This window comes from Bacteroides sp. 3_2_5, assembly GCF_000159855.2.
GTDB lineage: Bacteria > Bacteroidota > Bacteroidia > Bacteroidales > Bacteroidaceae > Bacteroides > Bacteroides fragilis.
Genome location: NZ_JH636043.1, coordinates 58,920 through 78,575, shown reverse-complemented (window position 1 = coordinate 78,575; position 19,656 = coordinate 58,920). Strand labels below are relative to the sequence as shown.

Genomic DNA, 19,656 nt, shown 5'->3' with positions numbered 1-19,656 from the left:
AGAAATACGTCTCAAAAATATGTGGAAATTTGGGAAGCGACAAATGGCAACCGAAAAGTGTTAAATTTTAGAATATGCTGGTAATTAAAGATTTACACTCGGATATTTCTGATTAGTTTTGGTTGTTCTATGGTTATAAATACAAAAAAAGATCTTATAAGTTGGTGCTTTTCTATCTTTTTATTAGTTTTAAAACTTAATCGCATACAAACAATCATGCAAAAATTAAACCAACAACCGGATATTTGTCCTTATTTCTCTCCGGAATTTAAAGTGATACCTCAGTATATTATAATGAAAGAGGGAGAGTGCATGGAATTGAATAATAGAACTACCAGTTTTTTTATTTTTATTCTTTCAGGTGAAATTACAATTAGTTTTGAGCAGTACACTAATCGGTCCGTGTTGGAAAATGAAATGTTTTTTCTGCCTAAAAACAACTGTTTTAAATGGAAAGCTGTTACGCAAACAGTGTTGATTCTTACAGGATACAACGCCACCATTTTCCCATGTACGAGTGTCAGGGCAAGAATTTTATATAAAATAAAGGCCGGCGTGAAGTTCGATTGCCGTGGAGTAGTGATGAAGGACGAAGTCAAAGTAGTAGTGAATCAAATGAAGCATTATCTTGAGTCCGGAATAAACTGTCATCATATGTACATTTTGAAACATAAAGAACTGTATCTCATGTTCAAGCACTTCTATACGTATGAGGAGATAATACAGATATTTTATCTTATATTAGGCAGCAATCCGCTCTTTAACGAACGGGTGTTGGATAATTATTTAAAAGTGAAAACCGTTAAAGAGTTAGCCGGTCTTTTAGGGTATGGCATAAAGACGTTTGAAAAGCTTTTCAGAGAGAATTTTGATGAATCTCCTTATAAATGGATGCAGAAACGGAAGGCTTTGCAGATACAACAAAGATTGATGAATCCCGCTATCTCATTGAAGCAGATCATGTATGAATTTAAATTTGCAACCTCTTCGCATTTTAATTTTTATTGTAAGCAACATTTGGGTGCCGCTCCGATGCAAATAAGAAACAGCAATAAGGATGATAATATGAGTACCTTGCCTTAATTGGTAGATTTTATACGCAAATTGGTAATAAGCTTCTTCTTTTTATTGCATAATTTTGTATTCAAGAAATAAGAAGACATAACCTGCACTCATATTCAGTATTTATGGTAATGAAGAAAAGAGAATTAATAAAGACGCAGATCTTATATGATAGGCATTAGGACAAGTAGCACACACATAGTTCTGTCGCTGGATTATGCAGTATAACTTCTTAAAAAAATGAATTTAAAGCACACAAATAAAATAACTGCGAAAGTCACTTGACGTCCGGTATACTGTAGCCTCCTGATGTAAACAGGAGGCTCGTTAACAAAATTATTTCGGAATACAAAAGTTCAATAAAGGATTTGGTATCGATCTTTTGCGCAATTGCTGGAGGAATCTTTTATTTGCAACCCGAAAAGATAATTTTGTTATATTAAATTAAAACTTATGACATCAGTAAAATTAAAATTGAACAAGACCCGTGCATTGAAAGATGGGAATTATCCGGTGGTATTCCAGCTAATCCACCAAAAGCGCAAAAAAATAATTTATACGAAATACCGTATGAAAGAAGAGGACTTTATAATTATTGCCGGAAATGTTGTTTCGGGTTGCCATACCGGTTGCAAAATCAGTCGCGAATTGTTGAGGATCTATAAGCAACTGACCGCACGAGTTCGCAGACTGGAAAGCCGTGGTGAGGAATATACAATAAATGATATCACTACTGTCATGTTTTCAAAAGTGACCGGGAAATTCTTATTACTGCCTTACATTGATACACAAATAGAATGGAAAAAATCAATAATGAAAAACGGAACCGCCGCTGCTTATCAAAGTACCTATGCTTCACTTGCCAAATATATCGGTAAGAAAGAGGTGAAAATATCGCAAGTGAACCACCGCTTTGTAACTTGCTACAGAGACTTTTTATCCAAAAATGGGGCTACGGAAAATACGATCGGATACTATTTAAGGAACTTCAGGGCATTGTATAATCTCGCGGTAAAGGACGGCTTGGTTTCTCCATGCGATTATCCGTTCAAGGAAATATGTACCAAGCCCTGTAAAACAGTAAAACGTGCATTAGATCGGGAACAGATGGTTAAATTGGCTTGTCTGTCATTGCATTCCGATGCAGAGTTAAAACGTTCATTGGATCTTTTTCTTTTTGGTTTCTATGCCCAGGGAATGGCTTTTGTTGACATTGCATATCTGAAGTGGAAAAATATAAGTGGTAATCGGATTATCTATAGAAGACATAAATCAAAACAATTGATACAAATAGTCATTACACCCCAGATCAAATCCATTATAGACGAGCATGGGAATAATACGAACAATGCAGAAGAGTATGTATTCTCGGTTATCAAAAACAATGCAAATGAATATACTCAGTATCGTACAGCTTTAGGACGTACCAACAGGCACTTAAAAATAATCTCTGCGAAACTGAAGATTGATCCTCCGTTGACTACGTACACCGCGCGCCATACATGGGCAACACTGGCCAGAGAATACGGGGCCCCGGTTTCGGCAATCAGTGCGGGATTAGGGCATACCAAAGAAGAAATGACACTTGTCTATCTTAAGGAATTGGATTTGGCTCCTCTTCACCGGATCAATAAGATGGTAAATAATCTTCTGGAGAGAAAATGAGTTCCTCTGTATTTCTCTATTCTATAATAGAGATTAATACTTCATATTTTTCATCAATCTATCTTTCTCGCTACAAAAGTACGACATTGTCAGTTTGCCATTATTGCCAAAAAGAACAATAATTTTGATATTTCGTACAAAACTTCACAAAGTAGTTAAAAACTACTGATTTACAACCTGATATTTCATAATCAACTCCCGTGGTGTGCAATTAAAATGCTGCTTGCAATAGTGGGTGAAATGAGCTTGTGACTCAAATCTAAACTCCTCCATCAACTCTCCGACTGTAGTCTCTGAGGTCATCACTTTATTTAATATATGTGTGTTCCGTTGTTTCAGCAACCATTGCTTGGCCGTCATTCCGAATACTTCTTTAAATTTACAGTAAAAGCTGCTTTTACACATATTGGAGAGGGAGATGAGATCATTTACATTGCTTACTTTAAAATAATTGCCAATGACAAAATCTTTGAAAGATAATTCTGCTGAGATGATCGGGTGGAACAATAAGGCTAATTCTTCTTTCAGATAAAAAACCCGGAGTAAAAAAAATAATTCCTGTTGCAACAAAGTGTGAAAATGTCCGCAATCCATCTTATTGGTCAGGCAATACGTAACAATCTCCAAATAAGGAGGAAGGGGATAACGGATAGCGAGTGACTGGAAATTATAATCCAGTTTCCTGCATAGTCCTGTTAACGATTGTAATATGAACTTATCACATACATTTAAGGGAACATCAAAGGATAAGGAGAGTAACCGGGTACCGGCTATGACTTTAATTTCAACCATAGCCGTTTTGGGGAGTAGCACCATACAGTTAGCCTGAAACAAACGTTCTCTAAACTGATTACAATTGATGACACATTCTCCTTCGAGAACAAATAAAAGATAGTTCCATGAAATTTCTTTTTCCAGAATAACTTCTTCATGTGAGAATTCAATATATTTGAATCCGTTTTCTACCTTTTCCAGGTAATTTCTGCATGAACGATGCTCTTGTATATAGAGCAAATTGTTAAGTGAAGATTTCTTATTCATATCATATTGAGTTTGGTGGCTTATTCATTTTACTTCAGTATTATTTCAGTATCTTGTTCTGATAGCTTTTCGTATTGTACTAAAATACTGTGAATTAAACCTTAGCTTATTATATTAATTGTTCTTTTCATAAGGTATTATGTCGGTTGTGTGATACTAATTTGTTGATAACTAGAGTTTTATGATTTGCTTACTCTCCTTTCAATCTCTATTATAGAATAGAGATGCAGTAAAAAACAATATTTAAGCTTGAAACAAATAAACATTATCAATTTTATTCATTAAAAAAATCACAGAATGAAAGTTAAAAAAATCTTATTATCAATGTGTGCGATAGCGGCATTGGCAAGTTGTTCGCAGAATGATGACGTGGCTGTTCCTACGGACAGTGCCCCGCCGGCTAAAGTGACCATCCGTTTTGCAGGAAGCGAAGGCATGACAAGAGCTATCGGAAGTGACGATGCAGTGGTTAATAACCTGACTGCGTTTTTCTTTAACACGGCAGGTGCACTTATCAAGACCCCGATGCCTGTGGCTGGGAACGACTTAAAGCCTAAAATAACGCTTGCCACCACTACGGATGCCTCTCAGGTGGTTTTGGTTGCCAATGTACCGGCCGGTACTAAATTCGACGCTGTAACTAGTCTTTCTAAGTTGAAAGAATTTGTGGTTTCTTCTCTGGGTACGGAGGCGAGTGGCAATTTTCCGATCAACCAGACAAAAACTAACCTGACGATGAGCGGTTGGGGAGCTATTAATATGAATGCTGATGATAATACAGGCACTGCCAACGTAAAATTGCATTTTATGGCTGCAAAGATCGAAACGCTGAAAGTTACTATCGGTGGCAAGAACGTAGGGCACTATGCAGACACTGAAGATGGAGTTACAGATGACAAATGGTTTACTATCAAACAGGCTTACCTGATGATGGCACAGACCAATTCTGTTCTTTTACCCGCTACCGACCTTGGTGCATGGACAGGTGCATTCACTCCTGCAACCTTCGCTTATGCCGGCGGTTTGGCATGGGGCACGAGGCCATGGGAGAATCCTCCTGTAAACCCTGATCCTGTCAAGGCAACCGATTATTTGCAAACCACTATCCCTGCCGGTGCTACAAGCAATGTCATAGATAATATTCTTGTATCCGCCCCTTGGTATGTGTTTGAAAATGCTTCTCCAAATGCAACCGGAGTAGTCCTTGAAGTTGTATGTAATGTCAGAAAAGATAATAATACTCTGGAGAAAGAATCCAGATACTTTACAATGTATTTTGGAGAGAAGAAAACCGGAGACTCAGGGAATCAGCCTATTCTCAACGCAGGACAGAGGTATTCTATCAACATAGCCCTGAATGGCAGTTTCGATCCGGGAGACGGAACCGGTGGTGGTGGTACGACAGATCCGACCAAGCCCAGTGTAGATGCCAATGTTGAAATAACCGTAGCTCCTGCCGAATGGACAGCTGTTGCTGTAATCAATAAAGAATTCAACTAACTTCATCATTTCAGAGAATCTTTTCCTCTAAACGGGAAAGATAAATTTTAGAAAACGGAGGGTGTCCGTTTGCCGGTTCGCTTGCGACGGTCCCCCCTTTTTTTAATCAAAGATCCAAAATAAGAAAGAATATCCATTATGACAGGTGACTACAAATTCCGGTTTATGCCGGGGATATTATCCTTGATATTCACAGCAGTGCTGTTATCCGGGTGCATAGCCGAGAATACCGATGATTGTTTCAAGGGAGTTTCCCTTCAGGTGAAGCTGCCTGCCGATGTCTCCGGAGAAACAATGAAGGATATAAACCTCTACGTGTTCGATGATAAAGACCTGTTGTTAGACATCCTGCCTATAAGTAGTTCGGAATTTGTTGTATTAGATTATCCGGGCATTCCCGTACTTCATTGTATCACTTGGTGTAATACCGGGGATGGTGCTGTGTCCGCCGGTTCACTGAAAAAAGGCGATCCGCTCTCTGCCGGTTTCATCTCTTTGAAACCTTCTGCTGCTACAAGAGCACAGATGAGTCTCTTCAACCCTCCTGCGGATTTGTTTTACGGAGAACTTATTTTAGAAAATACCTCGACGTCTAATCATATGGAAGAGCAGGAACTGTCTGTCTCCCGGATGGTTGCGTCAATGAATATAACAATCCGCGGATTGGAGCTTTTGGGAGAAAGCAACCGGGGTGTTTACTCACTCGTTGTGCATGAAACCGCCAGCCGTCTGGATTTTGAAGGCCGTTATGGAGGCGATCCCGCTTCCTATGCATTCACTCCCTCTTTCGAGGTGGGAAAAGATTGTACGATGCCTACCTTTAACCTATTTCCTGTTATGGGGAGCGGCGGTATAATCATTGATATCTACCATGACGGTAAGTTATTGAGAAGCGTAAGTACGGATAGCGGTAATCGCCCTCTTGTTCCCGTAGTGGGTAAAACCCTGAACGTGCTGTTGAACTTCAAGCTCGATGTCGATGTGCAGGTAGAGATAACCGGTTGGGGAGAGAAATATATCTGGAAAGAGTATAACTGATTTCCATAGAGTATAGAACTATAGAATGAAGATAAAATTAGAGAATATGACGAATAACCCTATATCGAAGTTACTTCGGTTGGTAATGCTCCTTGCGGTGGTGCTGTTATTGTCTTCCTGCCGTCAGGACGATGATTCATATAGTAGTCACCCGGGCCCCACCACCCTTGTAAGTCTGTCTGTGTCCGCTTCCAACAGTGGTGCGGTAGCGGCTTCCGATGATCCGGCTTCATCCATCAGAGACCTTTGTATTCTCCAATTTAATGTAAACGGCACAGGTTTCGGCAATTTGCGTCATGTGGCCAAGGGCTCACCGGCAAGTGCGGGGACTTTCAATGCTACATTGTTGCAGAGTGTAAATCCGGATGACAAGTATAAACTTGTGTTGCTTGCCAACCTGCCCGATTACGGTTTCCTGAACAGTCTGTCGGGGAAATCTTATGACCAGGTGCAAAAGACATTGCTGAGCGAAGAGCTTAGCGGGACGAACAATATTCCGTCTTTCGATGGATCCCGTCCCTTCCCGATGTTCGGAGTAGCCAATTCCGGAAATTCAATAGAGATCACTGAAAACATGAGTCTGTCCGATGTGTCCCTGATACGCGGAGTGGCGCGTGTGGATATCGGCATTGGTATAAAAAATGCAGATGATACATGGAATAAAAACGGGGTGAAATTTAACATGACCCAGATTCAGATCTGGAAAGCGGGCAAGCAATATGCGTACATGCCTTCTGAAAATAATTTTTCCTCCACAGGACGAGTGGATGGAGTGACTATAACAGGTCCTTCTCCCGTGGGGACTACGGAAACGAAGGTTTATGACATTACACATATTATAAACAATACTTATTGTTCTGGAAAGATCTATCTTCCTGAAGCCGATTTGAACTGGGGAGATGTATATGATGCTAACCACACAGATCGCCTGGCAGTTATTGTAGGGGGTAAATATAACGGTTCGCAAACAGAAACATTTTACCGCGTGGATTTCAAAAATGATGTTTCGGGTGAAAAAATGGACATATTGCGTAACCATGTTTATCGGTTTACCGTAACGAAGGTAACGGATGACGGTTATGATACAGCCGAACTGGCCTATAAAAGTATACCGAAAGATATAAGCTTTACTGCCGAGCTTACTCCATGGACATTCCCTCCTGCGGTTTCCGTGCCTTCCATAATCGGTTACCGTATGGTGTACCAAAACACGAATGGTGGCATGTTGTTGTGGAATACAGCAACCGGACTTACTATTCCTAAAAAGAGAGATACCTGGAAGGGGACTAAAATGAACTTTAACTATAACGGATTTTATGACGAAACAAATAACGCTTATGCTATAACCTATCCGATAGAACCTCGAAACGGATCGCTATATCACACCATAGAGGTGGCTTTTGATTATGAGGGAGTATACCCCTCCCTTATGGTATCGGCCGATGATGTCACTGACGTGACGGGTGGAGATGCCAATCCGTGGAAAACGGGTAAAACCCTTACGGCTTTTGACATTTGCCGCAACTATGAAGGAGACGGATTTGGCGACTGGAGGCTTCCGCGGCTTTCCGAGCTGGCTTTGCTCTATTTAAATAGAGGGAGCCTGGAGGCAATGAGAGGGTTTGCTCCACTAAGCGGAACTTACTGGAGCGGTTCGGAATATCTGGTAAGTGATTCGAAGGTAGATAAAAGACACTCCGAACAGGCTTGGGGAATCAACTTTGATGCTACGAATCCGGGCAATGCGGCACCCTATGACAAAACAACGAAAAAATTTAAAATCCGGTGTGTACGACAAACGCAGTAAATGAAAAAATATCATATACAATAAATATGGATACTCAAAAGAAACATAATTTATCCGGGACAATCATCCTTGTATCGTGCTTTTTATTACTGGCAGGAGCCTGTGATAATAGTGACCGGATCGAGACAGAGACTCAGGCAAACGGTGTGCTCCTGAATTTCAATGCGTCGACGATTGATGCAACCACTACTGAAACAAGAAGTTTTGTTCCCATTGAAGGTTTTGCCAAAAACGAATATATTTTTGGCATGTCTGTTACCAAAGATAATGCATCACGGGGTGAGATTTTTGAAGGATCCCGTAATCTGAAAGCAACCATGAGTAGACCTTCGGGCGATGCGCCTTGGAACTGGGAATTCAGCAATAACGCTAGTGGTACAGTGGTAACTCCCCGGGGACCGGAAGGAAAGCCGCTAAGGGTAATCGCTTATTATCCTGCCATTGCCGGAACCGAGAACTTCACTGATGGAATTCCGTTTGATTTTACACAGACCAATAACCCCCAACAGAAGGAAATACTCTACAATACCAACACTTCATATACGATACCTTCATCCGGTGGCTCAGACAAGGTGACTATTCCTCTGAAGTTTCAGCATGCCTACTCCTGGATAAGTATCAAGGTAACGAAATCTGTTGATAAAGGCAGTCACAAGCTGAGCGGCGTATCCATAGACAACCTATCGGGAGGATGGATTAAAAACAAAGGAAAGATCAATCCGGCAACGGGTATGGCAATGCAGGGAGCTATTCAGGGACCGATAGGAGAAGTGAGGACTGCAGAGGTACTGGATCCCTCCGGAGATACAGCAACTCCTATAATATACGACTTTCTGGTTCCTGCATTTATGGATAGAAATGTTAAAGACGACGACCTTGTTTTCACATTGATAATTGACGGAAAGAAAGAAATCTTTTCTCTCGGAAGAGAGCACCTGAACAATGACGGAGACACATATGGTTTCAAGCAGGGTTATGCCAATACTTATAACGTTGAATTCAATAATTCGTCTCTGAATATGCGGCTTTTAAACTGGACATCAACACGTATTGATGGAGATTTTGGTCAAAATGTAACTAATCCTACAAATTATCAAGAGATGAGTTTCTACTATGCCGAGGATAATGGTGGTTGGACGACGGCTAATGGCAAAGTATTTCCTCCAAAATACAAAGACTTGCCAGCTGGTGACCGTCGGTATTATAATTACCTTACTACTGTGAAGTATGGTGGCAACGGAGAATATGTGCCGGCCAAACCGGTGACGGATCCGCCTCCTCCCAAAGGTATAATCATAGAGGATGATGCTAATGTTGCTACCCAGGAACCGGCTTGCAGGCTATTTCAGATGACTACAAAAGATGTTTCCATTGAACCGGTGCCGTGGGAAGATGAAATGGGACAGTTGGTTGCAAAAGAACTTTGCAGGAAATATAACGGGGGGGGCTTTAAAGACTGGAGGCTTCCAAGGGCATCCGAGCTCAGGGCACTATTGGTATATGCAATATATGGTGCCGGTACTAAACAATTTATAAATTTGAAACTAACGAATGATGTAAACCGGGAGAAACTTTACTGGACAGGAACCGAAGAAAGTGAGGACAAAGCTTGGGCTATGCTCTATTATGATGATAACACTCTTGTTGGTAGAGGCCCTAACATATCCGCTCAAGACAAAAGCACAAGACTCTCTGTACGTTGTATCCGGCAACTTCAATAACGACATCATATAATTTCATGAATGAATAATATTCTTATGATTAGAAAATTAATATTCTCAATATGCATGATATGCCCGTTGTTGGCGGGGTGTACGGACGACGACATGATGCCTTCATCCCAAATGCCTCTATCCTCGGAAACCGTTCCCGTCAGGTTGAATTTCAGCACCGAGGCTTTTAATACCCCCTTTCAGGGCGACACGCGTTCGGGAGGAGAAAGTACTGTTTTGTCCGTTTCCAATCAGGATATGGACATCGAATTGGTGAAAACACCCGTTACAAGAGATGCTGTCGCAGCCATTGATAAAGAAAACGCCGTCTATAACTATACCGTATTACAGTTCGCCGGAATAACGGAAACTGCCACTTTACTCGGTAAAGCTACCTATCCTTGTAAGGATGGGGTAATCACAACAGCGGATGTAGAGCTTCAGGCAACTACAACAGGGCCCGGCGGGACTGTCGTTAAACATCGGTTCGTGGTTATAGCGAACGTTGATGGGACAGATTTTAATACTTTGCAGGAAAATACTTCCACATATTCGGATTTGCAGAATATGCATATTTCGCAAGCAGGAAACCAAGACTTCCCTTTGCATAAAGTTACAGTAAACGGAGTGAAGAAAGATGCAATAATCATGTCTGGTTTGGTTGATGCCACCATAAATACCGGTGAAGCCAAACAGCTATCCATAGCTTTGAAACGGACGGTAGCGAAGGTCACTTTTAATGTTAAGACAGATAATCCGGCGTTTAGTAACTTAAAAAATTGGGACTTGATATTAATGAGTATTCCCAATAAAAGTTACTTTAACACATTGGGGCGGTTCGCTGTTTTCCCCACTGTAGATCCCCTGAACCAGTTTTCGGCTTATTGGTTCAAGCCACTTACCTCCACAGTAGGCGAGGCTCTTCCTCTGAATGAGAAGTCTTCCTATCTCCCTGTCAATCTTCAGCAGTCAGTAGCGATCTCCACTTCGGGCACTCGCCGTGATAACGCGCCAATCGGAGGTACTTATCTCCAAATTATGGGTAGAGAGATGTCTCCTGATGGAGTGGGTTCATTTCCCGTAGTAAAAGATTTCGTTCTCTATCAGATTTATCTGGGAAAGAACCTGACTACTGATTTCAGTGTGTACTCCAATAATAACCTGACCTATAATATCACCCTGAAGGGAAGGTCGGACGATGACACCAATGTCATAAGGTTTATTCCCGGCTATTTCTCCGGAGAACTTAAAGCGTATGATGCAAATGACAACGCCTTGGCTTCAAAAACCGATCCGTCTGCCGTTAAATGGGAATATTCCAAAAGACTGGAGGCTTTCTTTCAGGATAGCAAGTATACGGGACAACAGGTGGGGGGTGAGGAAAACGGCAGACAGGATGTGAGATGGCAGGTTATAGGTTCGTATAATAATCGTGGAGCCACCTCCCTGACAGACGGTTATGGCAATACCCGACAACTGGAGGCAAATGATATTTTTTATCTGCATTATCCGGCGGCGCAGGCCTGTTATGGAGGATTGAATGGACTGGTTAATGGAGGTGATACATCATTTTCATGGTATCTTCCTTCCGTCTCGGAACTGATCGGAACATGGATTTCTTCTGCAAGTACGGCAAGTCAGTTGAGTGCCAGCTACTGGTCATCTACCGCCCTTGGTAGTCCTAATGCTTTTATCATCACGAATAAAGGAGAAGTGAAAACCGCACCTGTCAATAGTAATGATGATCGTCACTATGTACGGGGCTTTCGGGATCCGGATGCAGTTAACACCATTCATTATAATATAACCCATTGAAAAGTGAAAATTATGAGTTTTAAATATTATATCCTCCTGCCGATTGTTTGGGTATGCCTCTGTTTCCCTTCAGATGCTTTCGGGCAGTATATCAAAAAAGAGACTGTCAACAGCCAGGTTTATGCCGTGATTTATGCGGAAGGATTGGCAGGGTCCGCCCAATGGGTCTCCGGGTTCAAAATGATGAAAAACGACGCAACCATCCGTCACCAGGTATCCCGTGGAAATGGTGGGAATCCGATTGTCAATGACAGGATTCCGATGCGTTTCATTATAGCTCCTACCGATGTAGCTAATGTCACCTGGATGCAGGCAGAAGGTGCAGGCGATGGAAATGGAAATCTGAATGCAGATTTTAGATCAACTGCTGCCACGGGCTGCCGTAGTTACAAAATAGCCGGTGACCCAAACCGTAAATGGCGTGTTCCTACCCAGCGCGAGCTGCAATTGATGTGGCTGTTTCGTGAGCCTGTGGGAATTATCTATCCGGCAGCACAGATGGAAAATGTATCGTCAAAAATATATTGGGCTGCCACAGAGGAAGATGCTGCCAATGCATGGTATTTCGATTTCAAACAGGGGGTGCCTCAGTGTTCCTGGCAGCTTAAAACTACTTCAAGCAATGTGAGATGCGTAAGTGATTATTAACCAATAATAAAATGTAATATGGAAATTCCGGTATTAGCAAAAACGATGGAACTTGACAATCTGTATCACATCTATCTTTTTTATGTTGATGATAGGTGGTGTGCATTTGGCTGTTCTGCGTATTACTTGAGTATCATGTATCCTGAGTTGGATGACTTTGGCGAGGCATTTTTTACGAGTGATGGAGACTGTCTGCCTTTCCTTCCTGTTACCGAACCCTGTTTGTTAAACCTCTCAGATTATTACAATACCCTGGTCTCGGATACCCATATACAGGTTAGCGTTCCACCTACGGTCTATAGCTATCGAAATGGCTATGACAAATGGTGTGCTAAACTATTTGTTGACAAAAATAAACTTCATATATTGAAACATCAATGAGACGAATCATACGATATTGTTTATTATTCTTTTTTCTATTGTTTGCAGGTAGTCTTACGAGTAATCTGCAGGCACAGTTTTATTCAGTACAGACCAATACGCTTAAATTGGCTACCACTACTTTTAATGCCGAGGGCAGTATGCTTTTGAGTACCCATTGGACGTTGAATCTTGGTTTTTCTTATAATCCGTGGAACTTCAGCGATACACGTAAGATAAAACACTTTCTGATAGAACCCGGTGCACGGTACTGGTTTTGGCAAACCTATGCAGGTAGTTTTATCAGTATGTATGCCATGGGGGCCCGTTACAATGTGGCTTGGGATGGGCTGTTGGGTGGTGACTACCGTTATCAGGGATGGGGGTATGGTGCCGGAATGACTTACGGACGTTCCTGGTTGCTGAGTAAACGCTGGAATATGGAAGTGGAGGCAGGATTGGGATTGCTTGTGGCTCCGTACACAAAATACCGTTGCGAACATTGTGGAGATAAGGTAAAATCGGGAACTTACTTTTTACCGACTCCTAAATTGGCATTTAATCTTGTTTATTTATTCTGAGGTTGATTTTTTATTCGACCCACGAGTGTATGAAGAATACTAAAAGTTTCTATATTATATTTCTGATAATGGTTATTACTGCATGTACGCCATTCGGTCTTCTCCATAAAGAGCAGCCCAGAGTGACACTGGCATTGCCGGCCAGGCAGGAAACGGGACCGATGAATGTGGTAAAGCGTGATTCTGTTAGCTTGCTTCCGGTTTCAAATTTTACATTTGTCAATTCTAAAGGAGATTCTATTCCTGTGGGTATGTCTGTAGAATGGGATAGTATCCATAAAGAGAACCTGACTACGCTGGCTCTGGATGAGGTTGTGGTGTCGGCCCGTTCTACCCGTAACACGGCGGAGCGCAACGGGATGGTTAACATAGAATTTGTAGTAACGGTGCCGCAAGCCCTGCAGAAGGATAACTGGATGCTTAATATCCGCCCGGTATTAATGCGGGGGGATACGCCCGATTCATTAAAAGAATTGCGTTTCACGGGCCAACGTTTTCGGGAGGCGCAAGAGCGGGATTATCGGCATTATGACCGTTTTGTCGAAAAAATCATCCCGGATTCTGTCAATTTTTACCGGACTTATGTAAACTATCACTCTTTCGAGCGCTATCTGGAGCGTTTGAAGTGGTATAAACGCGGGTTAGAGAAACGTTGGGCAATACAGGATGCCAGGAAACGTCGTCCGGACCCTTTGCTGTTGCGTTTTGATATGTTCAACCGTCAGGTAGGCAGGCGGGATAGCCTGATGAAAAGTCGTATGTTGGATAACTCTCAACGAATGATTACCCGGCAGTGGTGGCGATACGGTCGTGCATGGGAGCGGATGAATGACACCTTACAGTTTCAAAGTAGGCATCTGCTGGAACGTTTCCGCTTCTTCAACAATAAATGGGCCGATAATGCCGCTTTCCAATCCGATGGACTGATAGCCCGCAAGAATTATTTTCGCGACAAAGCACTGAGTACCCCTATGTGGCAGGCAAAGCGCGCACTCTATAAAGCGGACCCGGATGCTGCGATACGAATATATGCTTCTCGCTTTGGCTATTTTAATGATAAAATAGAACGGCTGGATGCTACCCTTTACCGATATTATCGTACTAAAGGCGCGCGTGCTGAAAGTAGGGAAGGAGTAAGATTTCTGCGAGCTTTTATGGTGGGACGTGATACTACTTCGTCGTACCTGAACCGCAACCAATTAACGGAGAAATATATTCGTCGCTACGAGAAGGTGAAAAATTTTTTCCCGATGTTTCATTTCCGTCGTCCGGATCCGGATACGTTATCTCCTTTGTGGGAGACGAGGACACGGATAGATACAATGCAGACACGGCATACATTGCTGTCGAAGTTTTCAAAAGAAGATATATACGAATATTATGTCCGGCAGCAACAAGGGGTATCTGATAGGGGAATGATAGGACCTTTTCGTGGTCTTCTGCCTCTATATACCTATCATCGTGATTTGCCCGATTCTATAGTATCGCGTGTCCCGGGACGTAAAACACGGCGGGATTTTGAACTCAGCCGGTTTGATTCGGCTACTACGGTTAATCGTTATATCGGTCGTTACGAGTTTCTGCGGTCAACTTATCCGCAATACCGTTTGATACGTAAATTGTATAACATACATCCGCCTGCTCTGCGGCATGCGGCTCGGCAGGCGAGCTATGAAGAGCGACTGGCACGTATCAATTCTCTTGATTCGACCAGTCTGATAAAGATGTTCTATAATACACAGAAAATTGCCCGTAATGAGGCGCGTAAGGCGATGAAAGATACAAAATACCGTGATATCGTTCGTTTTCCGTTCAATCCTGAAGCGCAACTCGATACGGTGATTTATGCTACTGATCAGGTACATTTCCTCTACTCGCAGAAAGTACCGGCAGATGAAAATTCGGCACGTATGAAGGTATATGTAGTTGGTGATGTGCTGAATAGTAATGGAAGCAGGTTTTCCCTTCCGTACTCGGATACGCTGACTTATCTGGTGAGTTCGATGACTAAGTTTGTTGACAGGACGCCACGCTTTGTTCGAAAAATAGTTACCCGTGATGCGGAAGCAAATGCTAGTGTAAACTTTTACTTTCCAAAAAACAGTTTTCGTATGGATGAAACTATTGACGTAAACCGGCAGGGAGTGAAGCAGGTACATAACCTTACTCTGGCATTAATGACCGATCCGGTATATATCATAGACAGTCTGACACTTTTGGCTACCTCGTCACCCGAAGGTAATTGGCACGTTAATGGAGAAATAGCCCGAAAACGTGCGGAATCAATCCGTAATATCTTGGTGGAGGACTTCAAACAGCTTTATGATTCATTGGCTATCGGTGCTGCTATCGAGATGGATGAGGCGGGCAACATCATCCGACAGGAGATGAAGGACGGGATTCCGAACTTGCCGGAGTTGATAAAGATACGTACCGTACCTGAGGGGTGGGAGAAACTGCGCCGTCTGATTGTAAATGATAAAAATTTTCAAGGCAATAAAGGTGCAATCTTGAGAATTATTGATCGTGAACAGGAGCCCGATCGGCGCGAATGGCTGATTAAAAGTCAGTATAAGACAGAATATGCCTATATGTTTGACAAACTCTATCCGGCAGTACGTAGGGTGGATTTCCTTTTCAGTCTCTCCCGTCGGGGTATGCGGCAGGACACACTCTATACCAATGAACCGGATACAATGTATGCCCGAGCTGTGGATTATCTGGAGAAACGTAAGTATGGGCAAGCTTTGGAAATTCTGCGTCCGTACGAGGATGTAAATACTGCAATTGCCTATATGTCTTTGGGATATGATAAGGCTGCCTTACGAATACTTGAACAATCGTCGCAGACTGCCGAAACCCAATATATGCAAGCTATTCTGAATGCTCGTCTGGGTAATGAGCAGCGGGCTGTATCGTTGTTGCTCAGTGCGGCGGAAGTGGATGACCGGATAAGATTCCGAGCCAATCTAGATCCGGAATTATCTCTATTAGTGAAGAAATATGGCTTGTTTAAAGAGGATGATTTGTGGTAATTTTGAGCGGGAGATATTGGGGAACTGCGTAGATGTCTTTACAAAAGAACAGGAATATAACAGATATAGTAAGTGGTCAATTAGTTTTCTTTGATTTGCTTTTGTATAAAAACTGTCTATTCACGTTTTGAAACGAGCTTAGTTTATGTTTTTAGTTAGAATACTTTTTGGTTCGGTAGAATAGGAAAGTGTCGTTGTATTTTTATCTCATGAAGATAAATAAGATTGTTTGTTTTATTCAGATGTGCTCGCTTCTAGAGAGAAGGAGCACATTTTGTTAAAATAATATTCGCTGTATGATTTGTGATTAAAAATACCTTTGTCGGAAGCGACGGATGCATTATCGGGATTTATAAGCTATTCTCGATTTTGATATAACCTCAGTAACTTGATAAGATTCTTTTTATACTAAGTTTATTGTCGGATTGTGTATTGTCAATCCGCCATCTACTACTATGGTCTGTCCGGTAATGTAACGTGCATCTTCGGAGGCTAAAAAAGCGATGGTCGCGGCAACGTCTTGCGGTTCACCTAAATAGGGTGTCGCACATTGCCCGAGAAATATTTTGCGTACCTCTTCATTAAGATTATTCAGTGCGGCCGGGGTCAGGATCAATCCTGGTGCTACTGCATTGCAACGGATGTTTTTCTTTCCCGTTTGGGTGGCAATGTATTTGGTCAGATTGATGACTCCTGCTTTGCTGGCTCCATAAAGAGTACCATTCGAATCGGCCGTGATTCCACTTATTGAGGCTACGTTTACAATATTTCCACCACCTTGTGTGCTCATAATGGGGATAACCAGTTGGGACAAATACATGGTACAAGATAAATTCAGATGAAAGGCTTCGTCAAAATAATCCATATCCAGAGTTTCGATGTTTGTGTCCCGTCTGGGATTTGTACCTCCTACATTGTTTACCAGTACATCGATCTGTCCGTATTCCTTCATTGTAAAGGTGATTAGTTCTTTGCAGCTTTTCAATTCTGTAGCAGAAAAATAAACCGGACGTACATCTGCTCCCGAATTACTAAGCTCGGCAGCAAATTGGTCTGCTTTTTCTCTTGAATAGTCAGCAATAACTACTTTGCCGCCTTCAGATACAATGCGGCGTGTGGTTGATGCGCCGATTCCACCGGCAGCTCCCGTGATAATGATTATCTTATTTTCAAATCTGTTCATAATAGGATGGTTTTGAGGATTGATACTTACATAAACAGTCTGTTTCAGAATTTGTTATTCGAATAAACCCTCTTTAGCACCATTTCCCTGACTTTTGCATCTGTATATCTTTTATTCCGCCAAATCTTTATAAATCCGTTAAATGTTAACGAAAGAAAGCCTAAATGTTAATAGGGCGGTCGTTCTATTAAACCATGTTATAAGATGGTCCGTTTCGCTTGGTAAATTTGCAAAGTTGATAAAAGTCCGTATCTTTGCAATGTGTTTTTCATAGTATTAGATTTAAGGTTAACAAAAGATTGGCTGTCTGGGATAGATAGCCTTTTTTTATGCCCATATATGAAGAGACTATAAATACAGTGTTGACTTCATTGTTCTACTTTTAGAAGTAACAGATTGCATATCTCTGCAATTGCTGAAATCTGATTATTAATCGTGCTTTTATAGATTTATACGTGCTTCTTTACTCGATGCTTTTGGATGATGTTTTATATTCGGTGAGTTGGGAGGATATAATAAATAGTTTGGGATAGATTAGCCTTCTTTATATCTGTTGAGGTAAAAAAGAACTTGTTAATTGTTAACAGTATAAATGTGAAATGTTAATAAGTTGCCGACAACATTAAACCATGTTATATTATGACTGGATATGGCTTGTAAATTTGCTAATTAGTTGGAAATCGGTATTTTTGTATTGTGTTTTTTCATAAGTATTAGATTTAAGGTTAACAAAAGATTGGTTGCTCGGGATGAGTAGCCATTTTTTGTTTTATATGGTTATATAGTTTCCCTATATTAATCTTTATTCTTCCATCCGATTGGTTTCCTTTATAATTTATAGATGATTTTGAAAGCAAAATGATTTTTATATTGTTATTAGTGCAATATCAACGTTCTATAAGCTTGTTCTATTTATTAATTATTAAAGGAAACATTATGAAAAAAAATCTATTGTTAGTTGGAGCACTTGTAAGTGCTTTCCTGTTGGCTTCTTGCTCAGGCGGGGATAAGAGTAAAGCTCCTGTTGTCAGTACGGCAGATATTGAAAATGCGGCAGAAGTAATCAAGTATTATAATACTTCGCTTGGGGTGTTGAAAGATATGGTGAAGGAAAAAGATGTAAATGCTGTATTGGATTATATGGAACAAAAAGGAAAAGCCCCGGCTCTTTCTGCCATTGTTCCTCCGGCCGTTGTTTCAAAAGACTCGGCAATAGTGTTGAATCCGGGTAACTGTTTCAACGAGGAGACCCGCCAGAATCTGAAACAGAACTATACCGGATTGTTTCAGGCAAGGACAGAATTTTATGCCAACTTTGATACTTATCTTTCTTATTTGAAAAAGAAAGATGTAACGAATGCGAAGAAATTGTTGGATGTGAATTATCAGTTAAGCACGCAGATGTCCGAATATAAACAGAATATTTTTGATATTCTGAGTCCGTTCACCGAACAGGCCGAGCTGGTACTTTTGGTGGATAATCCGTTAAAAGCACAAATTATGTCTGTCCGAAAAATGTCTTCCACGATGCAGAGTATTCTGAATCTTTATGCACGTAAACATAGGATGGACGGTCCACGTATTGATCTGAAGGTAGCCGAGCTAACCCAACAACTGGATGCGGCGAAAAAACTTCCTGTTGTGAATGGTCATGAAGGCGAAATGAAGTCTTATCAGGCTTTCCTTTCACAAGTGGAAACATTTATAAAACAGGTGAAGAAAGTAAGGGAAAAAGGAGAATACAGCGACGCTGATTATGATATGCTGACCAGTGCATTCGAGACTTCCATCATTTAGAATATTAGAATGAATGTTATACTTTTCGATGGTATATGTAACCTTTGCAATGGTGCGGTTACATTTGTTGTAAAGAGGGATAGAAAAGGCTTGTTTCGTTTTGTTTCATTACAGTCCGAAACGGGGAAATCCCTCTTGAAACGATATGCTGTTGAAAGTACTAATAAAACTCTTTATTATTTTCGGAATAATCGTTGTTATTCCAAATCTACAGCTATACTCTATATTTTAAAAGATTTGGGGGGATTCTGGCAGTGTCTTTATCCATTAATTCTTATTCCGGCTAAGCTGAGGGATGCGATTTATTTATTGGTTTCGAAATATCGGTATAGAATATTTGGGAAAGCAGATTCATGTATAAAACCGTTTGGTTTTTCTTCGGAAGAATCTAAAAGATCAGATTAATTTTAAC

General features: G+C 41.2%; 15 protein-coding genes. 13 read left to right on the top strand and 2 right to left on the bottom strand.

Annotated elements, in window-relative coordinates; genetic code table 11:
• Window positions 1-216 precede the first annotated feature (216 nt).
• Both BSHG_RS19600 and BSHG_RS19605 read left to right on the top strand, forming a co-directional pair.
• Window positions 217-1,083 (top strand): helix-turn-helix domain-containing protein, encoded by an 867-nt coding sequence (locus BSHG_RS19600; RefSeq protein WP_005797785.1) that lies wholly within the window; start codon window positions 217-219, stop codon window positions 1,081-1,083.
• Between the two features lie 432 nt (window positions 1,084-1,515).
• On the top strand, window positions 1,516-2,727 hold the full coding sequence (locus tag BSHG_RS19605) for a site-specific integrase (protein ID WP_008657226.1): 1,212 nt from the start codon (window positions 1,516-1,518) through the stop codon (window positions 2,725-2,727).
• Window positions 2,728-2,889: 162 nt separating this feature from the next.
• Here the strand turns inward: BSHG_RS19605 and BSHG_RS19610 are convergent, their stop codons facing one another.
• Window positions 2,890-3,768, bottom strand: a complete 879-nt coding sequence (locus tag BSHG_RS19610; protein ID WP_008657224.1) for a helix-turn-helix domain-containing protein — start codon at window positions 3,766-3,768, stop codon at window positions 2,890-2,892.
• Between the two features lie 297 nt (window positions 3,769-4,065).
• Here BSHG_RS19610 and BSHG_RS19615 point away from each other — a divergent pair, with 297 nt between their 5' ends.
• The 9 genes from BSHG_RS19615 (at window position 4,066) to BSHG_RS19655 (ending at window position 16,264) form a co-directional block, all read left to right on the top strand.
• Window positions 4,066-5,268 (top strand): fimbrial protein, encoded by a 1,203-nt coding sequence (locus BSHG_RS19615; RefSeq protein ID WP_008657221.1) that lies wholly within the window; start codon window positions 4,066-4,068, stop codon window positions 5,266-5,268.
• A 138-nt stretch (window positions 5,269-5,406) separates the two neighbouring features.
• The gene (locus BSHG_RS19620) at window positions 5,407-6,306 is read left to right on the top strand and encodes a FimB/Mfa2 family fimbrial subunit (RefSeq protein WP_008657219.1); all 900 of its coding nucleotides are present in this window, start codon (window positions 5,407-5,409) and stop codon (window positions 6,304-6,306) included.
• Between the two features lie 46 nt (window positions 6,307-6,352).
• The gene (locus BSHG_RS19625; protein ID WP_008657218.1) at window positions 6,353-8,113 is read left to right on the top strand and encodes a DUF1566 domain-containing protein; all 1,761 of its coding nucleotides are present in this window, start codon (window positions 6,353-6,355) and stop codon (window positions 8,111-8,113) included.
• Window positions 8,114-8,139: 26 nt separating this feature from the next.
• Window positions 8,140-9,834: a fimbrillin family protein gene (locus tag BSHG_RS19630; protein WP_005802524.1), complete on the top strand. Its 1,695-nt coding sequence runs from the start codon at window positions 8,140-8,142 to the stop codon at window positions 9,832-9,834.
• A 36-nt stretch (window positions 9,835-9,870) separates the two neighbouring features.
• Complete coding sequence (locus BSHG_RS19635; protein WP_008657217.1) at window positions 9,871-11,640, top strand: DUF4906 domain-containing protein; 1,770 nt, start codon at window positions 9,871-9,873, stop codon at window positions 11,638-11,640.
• 12 nt (window positions 11,641-11,652) lie between these two features.
• Window positions 11,653-12,288 (top strand): DUF1566 domain-containing protein, encoded by a 636-nt coding sequence (locus tag BSHG_RS19640; RefSeq protein WP_005814717.1) that lies wholly within the window; start codon window positions 11,653-11,655, stop codon window positions 12,286-12,288.
• 18 nt (window positions 12,289-12,306) lie between these two features.
• Window positions 12,307-12,669: a hypothetical protein gene (locus tag BSHG_RS19645; RefSeq protein ID WP_008657216.1), complete on the top strand. Its 363-nt coding sequence runs from the start codon at window positions 12,307-12,309 to the stop codon at window positions 12,667-12,669.
• Window positions 12,666-13,229, top strand: a complete 564-nt coding sequence (locus BSHG_RS19650) for a DUF3575 domain-containing protein (RefSeq protein WP_005790242.1) — start codon at window positions 12,666-12,668, stop codon at window positions 13,227-13,229. The genes BSHG_RS19645 and BSHG_RS19650 overlap by 4 nt, the downstream gene beginning before the upstream one ends.
• A 29-nt stretch (window positions 13,230-13,258) precedes the next feature.
• Entirely contained in the window at window positions 13,259-16,264 is a 3,006-nt protein-coding gene (locus BSHG_RS19655; protein ID WP_008657215.1) for a hypothetical protein, read from the top strand.
• 403 nt (window positions 16,265-16,667) lie between these two features.
• Here BSHG_RS19655 and BSHG_RS19660 read toward each other — a convergent pair whose 3' ends face one another.
• Window positions 16,668-17,447 carry an SDR family NAD(P)-dependent oxidoreductase gene (locus BSHG_RS19660; RefSeq protein WP_008657214.1) on the bottom strand — a complete coding sequence of 260 codons (780 nt, stop codon included), beginning with the start codon at window positions 17,445-17,447 and terminating at the stop codon, window positions 16,668-16,670.
• A 936-nt stretch (window positions 17,448-18,383) separates the two neighbouring features.
• Here BSHG_RS19660 and BSHG_RS19665 point away from each other — a divergent pair.
• Window positions 18,384-19,244, top strand: a complete 861-nt coding sequence (locus tag BSHG_RS19665) for a DUF6845 domain-containing protein (RefSeq protein WP_005802529.1) — start codon at window positions 18,384-18,386, stop codon at window positions 19,242-19,244.
• A gap of 9 nt (window positions 19,245-19,253) precedes the next feature.
• Complete coding sequence (locus BSHG_RS20950; RefSeq protein WP_005790233.1) at window positions 19,254-19,649, top strand: thiol-disulfide oxidoreductase DCC family protein; 396 nt, start codon at window positions 19,254-19,256, stop codon at window positions 19,647-19,649.
• Window positions 19,650-19,656: the final 7 nt, after the last annotated feature.